Origin of the sequence: Achromobacter spanius (genome assembly GCF_002812705.1) — a bacterium.
In the GTDB taxonomy this organism is placed as follows: domain Bacteria; phylum Pseudomonadota; class Gammaproteobacteria; order Burkholderiales; family Burkholderiaceae_B; genus Achromobacter; species Achromobacter spanius.
Genome location: NZ_CP025030.1, coordinates 2876847 through 2888642 on the forward strand (window position 1 = coordinate 2876847; position 11796 = coordinate 2888642).

Genomic DNA, 11796 nt, shown 5'->3' on the forward strand with positions numbered 1-11796 from the left:
ATGAAGAAATTCGTTCGCATCGAAAACGTGGGCCAGACCTTCCACACCCGCAAGGGCGACTTCGTGGCGTTGCGCGATATCGACCTGACGGTTGAGCAGGGGGAATTTATAACCCTGATCGGCCATTCCGGTTGCGGCAAATCGACCTTGTTGAATTTGATCGCGGGCTTGACCCGCCCAAGCCGTGGCGTGCTGCTGTGTGCCGAGCGCGAGATCACCGGGCCCGGCCCGGACCGCGCGGTGGTGTTCCAGAACCATTCGTTGCTGCCTTGGCTCACGTGCTTCCAGAACGTTTACCTGGCGGTGGAGCGCGTGTTCGGCGCCACGGAAAAGCGTCCGCAACTGGAGCAGCGCACGCGGGCGGCGCTTGAATTGGTGGGGCTGCTGCCGGCGCAAAACAAGCTGCCGCGCGAAATTTCAGGCGGCATGAAGCAGCGCGTGGGCATCGCGCGCGCCTTGGCCATCGAGCCGGGCGTGCTGCTCATGGACGAACCCTTCGGCGCGCTGGATGCGTTGACGCGCGCGCATCTGCAAGACGAGCTGCTGAAGATCGTGGCCAAGACGCGCACCACCACCATCATGGTCACGCACGACGTGGACGAGGCCGTGCTGCTGTCCGACCGCATCGTCATGCTGACCAACGGCCCGGCCGCCACCATAGGCGACATCCTGTCCGTGCCTTTGCCGCGCCCGCGTGACCGCGTGCGGCTGGCCAACGACGCCACGTATCTGGCCTGCCGCGCGTCGGTGGTGGACTTTCTGCATCGTCGCCATGGCAACCCGGAACGGTCGCAAGCCGCCGCTGACATCAACGCCGAGCTGGACCGCGAAGCCGAGGCCTTGGAATCCCCCGACCACGCCGTCCGGGCCGCCGCCTGAACGGCGGCACAGGAGAGCACATGGGCGCGACGACACGCAACACGGGCGCCAAGCCCAAGCTGGTGGTGGTGGGCAACGGCATGGCCGGTATCCGCACGGTGGAAGAACTGCTGGCGCTGGCGCCTGAGCTCTACGACATTACGGTGATCGGCGCCGAGCCCTACACCAACTACAACCGCATCCTGCTGTCCCCCGTGTTGACCGGGGAACAGACCTTGCAGGACATCGTGCTGAACGATGAAGCCTGGTATGCGCGGCATGGCATCCGGCTGCTGTGCAACCGCAAGGTCACGCGGGTGGACCGGGCGCGCCGCCGAGTGCATTGCGACGATGGCACCGAAGCCGCGTATGACCGCCTGCTGCTGGCCACGGGCTCGAACCCGACCATCCTGCCGGTGCCGGGCCACGACCTGGACGGCGTGGTCGCATTCCGCGACATCGACGACGTGAACCGGATGATCGAGGCATCGTCGCGCTACCGCAATGCGGTGGTGATCGGCGGCGGCCTGCTGGGGCTGGAAGCGGCCAATGGCCTGGCCGCCCGAGGCATGAACGTATCGGTCGTGCATTTGGGCGGCGCGTTGCTGGACCGCCAGTTGGATCGTGAAGCGGCGGCGCTGTTACGGCGCAGCCTGGAAGCGCGCGGCCTGACTTTTCTGCTGCAACGCCAGACGCGCGAGATTGTCGCGGGCGACGATGGGCGCGTGCGCGCGCTGCGGTTTACGGATGGCGCAGAGATACCGGCGGACCTGGTGGTGATGGCGGTGGGCGTGCGGCCGAATACGGCGCTGGCGGAAAGCTGCGGCTTGCGGGTGGATCGCGGCATCGTGGTGACCGACACCCTGCAGACCTATGACCCGCGCATCTACGCGGTGGGCGAATGCGTCAGCCATCGCGGTACGGCCTATGGCCTGGTCGCGCCCTTGTTCGAGCAGGCGAAGGTGGCGGCCAATCATCTGGCCATGCATGGCATCGGCCGATACGAAGGCAGCATCACGTCCACGAAATTGAAGGTGACGGGCATCGACCTGTTCTCCGCCGGGGACTTCACGGGCGGCGCGCACACCGAGACGATCGTGCTGGCCGACGCGTTGGACGGTGTCTACAAGAAGCTGGTGATCCGCGACGACAAGCTGGTGGGCGCGTGCCTGTATGGCGACACGGCCGACAGCAGTTGGTATGTGCGGCTGATGCGCGAAGGGCAGGGCATTGGCGCCCTGCGCGACCGGCTGATGGCCGGCGAGTTCGCTGGTGATGCGCTTGATAACGCGGTGGCGGGCGGATAAACCATGGACATGCCGTTGCGTAGGATCGTGCCGCTGGCGAACGAGGGCGGCGCGAACAAGGGCGTCGAAAACGAAGGCGAGCGCGAGCTGCGGTCGGTCTGCTGCTATTGCGGCACGGGATGCGGCGTGCGCGTGCAGGTGCGCGACGGTGCGGTGCTGCGGGTGCGTGGCGATGAAGATCATCCCGCCAATCACGGCAAGCTTTGCAGCAAGGGCCTGGCCCTGGCCGACACGGTGCGGCGAGACGGCGCGCGCGTGCTGTCGGCGCAATGGCGCGAGTCACGCGGCGCGGCGCACCAGAACATTGCCCTGGATCAGGCGTTGGACATCGCGGCGCAAAAGCTGGCCGATACGATACTGACGCACGGGCCGGACGCCGTAGGGTTTTACTTGTCGGGCCAGTTGCTGACCGAAGACTACGCCGTCTTCAACAAGCTGGCGCGCGCGCTGGCCGGCACCAACAATATCGACACCAATTCCAGGCTGTGCATGTCCAGCGCGGTGTCGGGCTACAAGCGCACACTGGGCGCGGATGCGCCGCCCGCCTGCTACGACGACCTGGACCTGGCCGACACCGTGCTGATCGCCGGTTCCAACATGGCGTACGCCCATCCCGTGCTGTTTCGCCGCCTGGAAGCGGCCCGCGCGCGCCGGCCCGGCATGAAGGTGATCGTGGTGGACCCCCGCCGCACGGATACCGCCGCGTTCGCCGACTTGCACCTGCCCATCGCGCCGGGCACGGACGTGGCGCTCTTTCATGCCATGTTGCACGTCATGGCGCATGAAGGGCGGCTCGACCAGACTTACATCGACCGTCACACCGACGGCTTTGACGCGCTGATGAATACCGTGGATGCGTATTCTCCGGCCGTGGCGCAGGAAATTTGCCGCGTGCCGGCCGCCGACATCATCCAGGCCGCGCGCTGGTTCGGAAGCGGCGGCGCGGCGCTGTCGCTATACACGATGGGCCTGAACCAATCCACCCAGGGCACCGACAAGAACGCCGCGCTGATCCATCTGCATCTGGCTACCGGCCAGATCGGCAAGCCGGGCGCGGGGCCGTTCTCGCTGACCGGCCAGCCCAACGCCATGGGCGGGCGCGAAGCCGGCGGCATGGCGACATTGCTGCCGGGCCACCGCGACCCTGCCGTGGCCCAAGATCGTGCCGAAGTCGCGGCGCTGTGGGGCGTGGACCGCCTGCCCGATGCGCCGGGCGCCACCGCATTGGAGCTCTTCGATGCCGTGCTGGCGGGCCGCGTGAAAGTGCTGTGGATTGCGGCAACGAATCCGGCGCAGTCACTGCCCGATCAGGCCCGTGTTCGCGCGGCCTTGGAGCAAGCCGAGTTCGTGATTGTGCAAGAGGCCTACACCGGCACCGAGACGCTGGCCTACGCCGACCTGGTGCTGCCCGCCGCGACCTGGCCCGAGAAATCGGGCACGGTCACCAATTCCGAACGCCGCGTCAGCCGCGTACATGCCGCCGTGGCGCCGCCCGGTGATGCCCAGCCGGATTGGCGGTTGGCGCAGGCGGTGGCGCAGCGTTTGGCGGCCCGCATCGCGCCGGACAAGGTGGCGGGGTTTGCGTACCGCGACGAAAGCGAAGTGTTCGCGGAACACGTGCGCATGACGGCGGGGCGCGACCTGGATTACAGCGCGCTGGACTACGCCATCCTGGATAGGGATGGGCCGCAGCAGTGGCCCTACCGGGCGGGGCAGGGCATGGCGCGGCTGTACGCGGATGGCGTGTTTCCCACCGCCCGCGGCCGCGCGCGGTTTTGCGATGTGCGCTATCAAGCGCCTGCCGACGCGCTGACGCCCGACTTCCCCATGCCGCTCACTACCGGCCGCTTGCGCGATCACTGGCACACAATGGCGCGCACGTCGCTGGCGCGGGTATTGACGCAGCATGTTGAAGAACCGTGGCTGTCCCTGCATCCGGAAACCTTGCAGCGGCTGGGGCTGGCGCCGGGCGCCCTGGCGCGGCTGCGTTCGCGGCGGGGCAGTGTGGTGCTACCCGTGCAGGCAGACGAGGGGCTGCAACGCGGCCACGCTTTCTTGCCCATGCATTGGGGCAGCGCCTACATGGCGGGTCTGGGCGTGAACGCGCTGGCCAGTCCGGCCACGGATCCCTTTTCGCGACAACCCGAATTGAAGTTCAGCGCTGTTGCCGTTGAACCCGCCGAACTGCCGTGGCAGGCGGCAGGCTGGCTGCAAGGCGATTCCGTGGCCCTGCGCGCACGCTTGGCGACCTGGCTGCGCCGCTTTGACTACGCGGTGGTGTCGCCATCCAGCGCGGGCGGCGTGCGCATTCGCGTGGCCGCGGCGCAGGCGCCGGACAATGGCGTGCTCGCCGAATTGGCGCAGTCGCTGGATCTTTGCCAGGCCGACGTAGTGTTCGACGATCTGGCGCAGGGCAAGCTGCGCCGGGTGACCGTGGCGGAGGGCAGCGTGCGCGCCTTCCTGCTGGCGGGGGACCTGCGGGCGCAGGACGCCCTGCTGTCCTGGGCCGCCGGCGGTCAGGCGCCAGCCAGCGTGTCCGCCTTGCTGGCGGGGCGCATCAGCGGGCCGGCGCGTTCGCGGACGGTGTGCGCGTGCATCGGCGTAAGCGAGGCCGCGATCCTGTCGGGCATCGCGCGCGGATGCGATCTGGACGGGCTGAAATCCACCTTGGGCTGCGGTACGGGCTGTGGCTCTTGCGTGCCAGAACTGCGGGCGTTGATCGCCCGCGCCCCGACACGAGTGGACATATGTCAGGCACGGCAACCGGTGTAGTATCAAGCCAGCCGCCGCCAGCCGTGGGCGGCCTGTCCTGAATACTGGAGTGGCTAGTGACGATGCAAAAAATCGCATCCTTGATGTTGTGCGTGGGCGCGCTGGGCGCGGCCGCGTCGGTGCAGGCGGGCGTTTGCGACGCCCAGTTCATGCATGACGGCGGTGCGGTGCAGTTGACCGGCTCGGGCAACCTGGCCCTGGGCGCGGACCTGAGCTTCACCGAAGTTACAAAAAGCAATGGCGACAACTGCCGGGCGCGCGTGCAGGGCGTGGCCACCTTCGGCTACGCGGGCCTGCCACCGGGCAAGTCCAAGCTTGATTACCTGATGACGGTGAAGGGCGGCCAAGCTACCTTCGTGCGCTATGCCACTGCCGGCGAAGCGCCGAAGCCGTCCGAGGGCCAGTTCGACCTGCGCATGCTGGGCCTGTTCGCTTACGACGGCAATCTGAACGCAGGCCAGAAACTGCCGGGTTCGTCGTTCCGCCTGAAGATCGGCAAGGAAGCGCCGGTGGGTGGTCAGCCCAGCACCACGGTTCGCATCGGCGAAAAAAGCGTGGGCCAAAAGACATCGTTGAGCACGGCCTTGGGCAACCAGTCGTGCCACCCCGTCAAGTACACGCGCAACTCGGACCCCACCATGGCCACGTTCCAAGGCCTGACCATTCCCATCCCCGGCATGAACACCACGGTCACCGATTGGTATTGCCCGGCGGTGAATCTGGTGATGAAGCAAGACATCGATCAAGGCGGCGTTAAATCGGCCGTTGAAATTACGCAGATCAAGTAGCACACGGTATCAAGCACGCCTTGCCGCGGGCAAGGCGGCTGGTATGATGTTTTTGTCATAGACACACAACAGGAGCTCAATAAAATGGCCACGAGAAAATCCGAAGAAGTCGCAAAAGAAAAACTCATCGACAGTGTCAAGACCAGCCTGACCGACGCCGAAAACCTGCTGCGCGAAGCAGCCGGCACCACCGGCGACAAGGCCAACGAGCTGCGTGAACGCGCCATGACCTCGCTCAAGCGCACGCGCGAAGCCCTCTACGAAGCACAAGACGCCGTGTTGGAGCGTGGCCGCAAAGCCGCGCGCGCCACCGACGACTACGTGCATGACAATCCCTGGCAAGCCATCGGTGTCGCAGGCGTGACCGGCCTGCTGCTCGGCTTGCTGATCAGCCGCCGCTAAGGGCTTGAGCGTCAAAGGCGGGCACTGCCCGCCTTTGACGTTCCAGACGCCATGGGTCTACGAAAATCTGTTTTCGGCGTTGCGTCCAGCCTGGTCGGGCTGTTGCGAACGCGCTTGGAGCTTCTGGCACTGGAAGCCGCCGATGAAAAGGCGCGCCTGCTCAAACTGCTGGGCATGGCATTTGCGGCGTTGCTTTTCCTGACGCTTGCGGTGCTGGTGTTCACGGTGACGGTGGCGGTGCTGTTCTGGCCCACCGAAGACCGCTACATGGCCTTGGGCCTGTTGGCGGCGTTCTACGGCATTGTCGGCATTGTGTTGCTGCTGGTTGTGCGCCACGGACTGGTCTATGGCGCGCCGCCTTTCGCGGCCACCCTGGACGAGCTGAGCCGCGATGCGGAACTGCTCGAACGGGTGCGTGATGCGCAAGACGACGATCCCCCGGCGCGTCGGCGCGAGGAGGACTGAACATGTCGAAAAGGTCTCCCGTCGTGGATCGCGCCGTGCGTATCGAGCTGCTGCGCGCCCGCGCCGCGATCGAACGCGAATCGCTGGTGCATGACATCGTGACGACCGGCCACAAGCTGGAACCCGCCTCGATCATCCGGGGTCTCTTGCCCCGGCTGGCCTCGGGCGGAGCATCGCGCTGGGCCATGCAGGCGATTACCTTGGCACGGCGCTATCCGCTGGTCAGTTCGTCCGTGTCGACGCTGCTGATGCGGGGCGGCAAACGTTCCAAGCTGCTGAAGATTGCGGGCGGCGCGCTTGTCGGCTGGCAGTTGTTCAAGCTATGGCGCAGCTCCCGCGAGGACGATCAGTAGGGTTCTGCGTTGCACCAAGCAAAAACCCCGCGTTGGGTACAACGGCGGGGTTTTTTTACGGGTGTGGATATGGTCGGCAGCGGCTACAGGCCCAACTGGCCCCAGATATCGTCCACGCGCTTTTTGACGTCGGCGTCCATGGTGATGGGCGTGCCCCATTCGCGCTGGGTTTCGCCAGGCCATTTGTTGGTGGCGTCCAGCCCCATCTTGCCGCCCAGCCCGGACACGGGCGAGGCGAAGTCCAGGTAGTCGATAGGCGTGTTTTCCACCAGCAGCGTGTCGCGCACGGGGTCCATGCGGGTCGTCATGGCCCACACCACTTCTTTCCAGTCGCGCGGGTTGATGTCTTCGTCCACCACCACGATGAACTTGGTGTACATGAACTGGCGCAGAATGCTCCACAGCCCGAACATGACGCGCTTGGCGTGGCCCGCGTACTGTTTGCGGATCGACACCACGGCCAGCCGGTAGCTGCAGCCTTCGGGGGGAAGATAGAAGTCGACGATCTCTGGCAGTTGGCGGCGCAAGAGCGGCACGAAGACTTCGTTCAGCGCGACGCCCAGCACGGCGGGCTCGTCGGGCGGTTTGCCGGTGTAGGTCGAATGATAGATGGGGTTGCGCCGCATCGTGATCCGCTCGACCGTGAAGACGGGAAACCAGTCCTGCTCGTTGTAGTAACCGGTGTGGTCGCCATAAGGGCCTTCCAGCGCCATTTCATAGTCGCTGTTGGGCGGCGGGTTGACGCCTTCGGGCACCACGGGCTTGATGGCGCGCGGGTCGGAGGACGGCAGCAAATGCCCCTCCAGCACGATTTCGGCCCAGGCCGGCACTGACAGGTTGCTGCCGAGTGCCTGCGCGACTTCGGTGCGCGAACCGCGCAGCAGGCCGGCAAACTGGTATTCGGACAGGCTGTCGGGCACGGGGGTGACGGCACCCAGCGTGGTGGCCGGGTCGGCGCCCAGCGCCACGGCAATGGGGAAGGGCGTGCCGGGGTTGGCCAGGGCGTGGTCGCGAAAATCCAGCGCGCCGCCGCGATGCGACAGCCAGCGCATGATCAGCTTGTTCGGCCCCAGCAGTTGCTGGCGGTAGATACCCAGGTTTTGCCGCTTGGCATTGGGGCCGCGTGTGATCACCAGGCCCCAGGTCAGCAAGGGCGCCACGTCGCCGGGCCAGCAGGTCTGGATCGGCAGGCGGGTCAGGTCCACATCCTTGCCTTCCCAGACCACTTCCTGGCAGGCCGGGCTTTTCACATTCTTGGGGCTCATGTCCCACAGCGCGGCCTTCAGCATCGACACCTTGGCCAGCGCATCGCGCAGCCCCTTGGGTGCTTCGGGTTCGCGCAGCGACGCCAGCAGTTCGCCGATATCGCGCAGGGCGCTGACGCTGTCGGCGCCCATGCCGCGCGCCACGCGGGACGGGGTGCCGAACAGGTTGGTCAGCACCGGCATCTGCGCCGGCTGGCCGTCGTGCAGGGCTTTTTCAAACAGCAGGGCGGGGCCTTCGGCACGCAGCACGCGGTCGGAAATTTCGGTCATTTCCAGGCGCGTGGACACGGGCGCGGCAATGCGTTTGAGATCGCCCATGCGTTCGAGTTGGGCGAGGAAGTCTCTAAGGTCGCGGTATTTCACTACAGATCCCAGCGATTTGGTTACATTTGAGGTCGAAAGAGAGGTTAACATTGACTCCCTCTTTTTCCACGCAGGAGGTTTTCATGCCCGATGCGTCAGTGGCCAGCCTGTTCAGGAATATGGCCCAAGGAGTGCACCAGTATCTTGCCGAATGCTTGCGAATTTGCTCAGTCTATCTGGGCATCGCAGTGATTGTGACGGTAAGCATGGGATTTGCCCTGCCCGGTTTGCGCGACCAGGCATTGCAAGTGCACAAAGCCTTGTTGACCGCCCTAGCGCCTTCATCCATGCAATCCGGCACCGATTCCGATGCCGGTTCCGAATTGGGTTCCGACACTGCGTCGGCAATTGCCATGGCCGTACCAACCGCTCCCGCCAGCAATGCCACCGGCATGCTGGGGCCGGCCCGCGTCGCACCGCCGGCGCAGAAAAAGCCGGCTTCGGCGGCAACGGGCCCCCAGGCGGAGGCCTTGCGCAACTATATTTCGCGCAAATACAAGGTGGCCTATGACGCCACCGGTCCGCTGTTGAACACCGTGTACAAGGTCAGCCGCGAAAAGCAGCTTGACCCCCTGTTGGTGCTGGCGGTCATCGCCATCGAGTCCCGCTACAACCCCTTGGCTGAAAGCCACGTGGGCGCGCAGGGCCTGATGCAGGTCATGACCAGCGTGCACCAGGAGAAGTTCGACGCCGTGGGCAAGAACCCGCTGGACCCCGCCGCCAACATCGGCGTGGGCGCCACGATCTTGCGCGATTGCATCAGCCGTCGCGGGTCGGTCGACGCCGGCCTGGCCTGCTACGTGGGCGCCACCGGACCGAACGACAACGGCTACGGCGCCAAAGTGCAGGCGGAACGTCGGCGCCTGGCGCTGGCCTCGGGCATTGCGCTGGCGCGCGACTGACGCCGCCGGCCGGTTGGACACCCAAGCGCGCTTCTTTCCGAAGCGCGCTTTTTTTAGCGTTGCAGCAGTTTGCCGATGCGGGCCACGGCCTCTTCCAGCCGGTCCAGGCCGGTGGCGTAGGAAAAACGCATGGTGTGGCTGCCATGGGTGGGTCCGAAGTCCAGGCCCGGCACGGCGGCAACCCCGGCTTCCAGCAGCAGGCGTTGCGAGAACGCGGCGCTGTCCATGCCCAGGTTGCTGATGTCGGCATAGATATAGAACGCGCCGTCCGGCTTGACCGGCACATGGATGCCCAAGCGCTCGAATTCGGGCAGCAGGTAGTCGCGGCGCTGCTTGAACGCTTCGCGGCGGTGCTCGAAGGTTTTCATCGCCTGCTCGGTGAAGCAGGCCAGCGCGGCGTGCTGGGCCAGGGTGGGCGCACAGATCGCCAGGCTGGCGGCAATTTTTTCAACGGGAGCCACCATGTTTTCGGGCACGATCATCCAGCCCAGCCGCCAGCCCGTCATGTGGAAGTACTTCGAAAAACTGTTGATGACGATGATGTCATCGTCCAGGGTCAACGCCGATTTCGGCTGGCCTTCATAGGACAGGCCCAGGTAGATTTCGTCGACGATGGCAAAGCCGTCGCGCGCGCGAACCTGCGCCAACAGTTCCGCCAATTCGGCATGGGCGATGGAGGTGCCGGTGGGGTTGCTGGGGGAGGCCACCAGCACGCCCTGGGTGGCGGGCGTCCAGTGCTGGGCCACGTCCGCCGCCGAAAGCTGGAACCGTTTTTCGGCCGAACTCGGAATCAAGCGCGGCACGCCGCCTGCCGCCAGCACGAAGTTGCTGTTGGCGGGGTAGGAGGGGTCCGGCATCAGGACTTCACCGCCGTGGTTGACCAGCGCCGCGCAGGCCAGCGTGAGCGCGCCCGATGCGCCCGCCGTGACAATCACGCGCGCCGGATTGATCTTGGCGCCGAACTGGTCGTGGTAGAACTGCGCAATGGCCTCGCGCAGCGGCATCAGGCCGGCGGGTGGGCCGTAGCCGCTCAGGCCGGCGCGCGCGGCGCGTTCCAGCGCTTCCACCACCTGGGGCGGCGCGGTAAAGTCCGGTTCGCCGATGCCCAGGCTGATAATGTCCTTGCCCGCCGCCTGTAGCGCTTGCGCCTGCTTGAAAAGTTCCACTACCTGGAAGGTCAGAAAGTCATGAGTGCGAGCAGCAAGGCGGGGCATTGGATTCTCGAAAAGCGTATTTGAAGCAAAAAGGAATTGTAGTCATGCAGCCATCCCGGCGCGCTTTCCTGCTTGGTAGGCGGCCCGCGCAAACGCCGTGGGCCGCATTTATGCAGCGCTTGACGCTGTTGTGCCAGGGGCAAGTCAATGATTTGGGCGAGAACGGTCCGGGCGGTGCACAGGCCATCCTGACACCCACGCGCGATGCCGACGTGGCCCATGCGCGCACACTGTGCGGCGAGTACCGCGTGGTGATGGCGCTGGAGGGCGCGACGGGGCCTTATGCGCCGTCCGCCAGCCCGCGTTTGCGGATTGATCCGTCGCGCCTGACCGGCTTGGCCCGCTTGGGTGGTGACCCGGCCAGTGACCCGGCGGGCAACCCCGCCCGTTGGCGCGCACAGCCCGGCGTGCCCATGGCGGCGCTGGTCCAGGCTGGCTTGCGGCAGTTCGCGGGTTTTCCGGATGCCATGACCCTGGCCGAATGGCTGGCCGCGCCGGCGCCCTGGCCGGCTGGCCGTTGTGCCGCCTCGGGCGTGCTGACGGTGGATGTCATGTTGGCCGACGGCGTCGAGGAAACCCTGGGACCTTTTGGCGAGGCCGATGTCCAGCCGTTGCGCTCAGCCACCGTGCAAAGCCTTGTGCCTTCGCTGTTTCAGTTGGCCTCGGGCGGCGACGCCTTTGCCACGCGGGACGGCGATCACTGGCTGGGGCGTTACCGGTTGGACGCGCTTAAACCCGAGGCTCCGGCCACCGTCAATCTGGCCCATCTGCTGCTGGGCCACGGCGGGACGCTGGCGTGGGTACAAAGCGTGACGCTGACTGATGCGCCGGCAGCCATGGAGCCGGGTTTCGTGCCGGTTGCGGACTCGGGCCTGGGGGCGGGCCTGGAGTCGGGTCGGAAGCCTGAAGCGCCTTCCTTCCCTCCATCGGAACCGCAAACGCCCGGGCTTGCCACGTTCCGGCTCGACGCGCGGGTCAAGACGCTGTTCGACCCGCATGGTCGTTTTCCCTTATTCCTGCCCAACGAAACCTGACGGTCATTCAGCTTAATGTAAGATTCGGCCGCTTGTCCTGCTCAAAGGGAGAGGCCGCGCAGAGATACCGCGA

General features: G+C 65.8%; 10 protein-coding genes and 1 pseudogene. 9 read left to right on the forward strand and 2 right to left on the reverse strand.

Features of this window, described 5'->3' with window-relative positions; all coding sequences use genetic code 11:
* The 7 genes and pseudogenes from CVS48_RS13050 (at position 1) to CVS48_RS13080 (ending at position 6945) form a co-directional block, all read left to right on the forward strand.
* Complete coding sequence (locus CVS48_RS13050) at positions 1-879, forward strand: ABC transporter ATP-binding protein (RefSeq protein ID WP_100854823.1); 879 nt, start codon at positions 1-3, stop codon at positions 877-879.
* Positions 880-899: 20 nt separating this feature from the next.
* Positions 900-2259: pseudogene (locus CVS48_RS13055) on the forward strand (NAD(P)/FAD-dependent oxidoreductase); the annotation flags it as partial.
* Positions 2169-4937: a nitrate reductase gene (locus tag CVS48_RS13060; protein ID WP_100854825.1), complete on the forward strand. Its 2769-nt coding sequence runs from the start codon at positions 2169-2171 to the stop codon at positions 4935-4937. The pseudogene CVS48_RS13055 and the gene CVS48_RS13060, both read left to right, overlap by 91 nt.
* Positions 4938-4999: 62 nt before the next feature.
* Positions 5000-5725 (forward strand): hypothetical protein, encoded by a 726-nt coding sequence (locus CVS48_RS13065; protein WP_172616197.1) that lies wholly within the window; start codon positions 5000-5002, stop codon positions 5723-5725.
* Positions 5726-5809: 84 nt separating this feature from the next.
* Complete coding sequence (locus tag CVS48_RS13070; protein WP_100854826.1) at positions 5810-6127, forward strand: ElaB/YgaM/YqjD family protein; 318 nt, start codon at positions 5810-5812, stop codon at positions 6125-6127.
* A gap of 51 nt (positions 6128-6178) precedes the next feature.
* A complete protein-coding gene (locus CVS48_RS13075) occupies positions 6179-6592 on the forward strand; it encodes a phage holin family protein (protein WP_100854827.1) in 414 nt (137 codons plus the stop codon).
* 2 nt (positions 6593-6594) lie between these two features.
* Positions 6595-6945, forward strand: a complete 351-nt coding sequence (locus CVS48_RS13080) for a hypothetical protein (RefSeq protein WP_100854828.1) — start codon at positions 6595-6597, stop codon at positions 6943-6945.
* Positions 6946-7028: 83 nt separating this feature from the next.
* Here CVS48_RS13080 and ubiD read toward each other — a convergent pair whose 3' ends face one another.
* Complete coding sequence (gene ubiD, locus CVS48_RS13085; protein WP_100854829.1) at positions 7029-8573, reverse strand: 4-hydroxy-3-polyprenylbenzoate decarboxylase; 1545 nt, start codon at positions 8571-8573, stop codon at positions 7029-7031.
* Positions 8574-8656: 83 nt separating this feature from the next.
* On the opposite strand from ubiD, the gene CVS48_RS13090 reads away from it, so the two are divergent.
* Positions 8657-9475, forward strand: coding sequence for a lytic transglycosylase domain-containing protein (locus tag CVS48_RS13090; RefSeq protein WP_100854830.1), 819 nt, complete (start codon positions 8657-8659; stop codon positions 9473-9475).
* Positions 9476-9528: 53 nt separating this feature from the next.
* Here the strand turns inward: CVS48_RS13090 and CVS48_RS13095 are convergent, their stop codons facing one another.
* Positions 9529-10689 carry a pyridoxal phosphate-dependent aminotransferase gene (locus CVS48_RS13095; RefSeq protein WP_100854831.1) on the reverse strand — a complete coding sequence of 387 codons (1161 nt, stop codon included), beginning with the start codon at positions 10687-10689 and terminating at the stop codon, positions 9529-9531.
* A 44-nt stretch (positions 10690-10733) separates the two neighbouring features.
* On the opposite strand from CVS48_RS13095, the gene CVS48_RS13100 reads away from it, so the two are divergent.
* Complete coding sequence (locus CVS48_RS13100; protein ID WP_100854832.1) at positions 10734-11723, forward strand: FAD-binding protein; 990 nt, start codon at positions 10734-10736, stop codon at positions 11721-11723.
* Positions 11724-11796 lie beyond the last annotated feature (73 nt).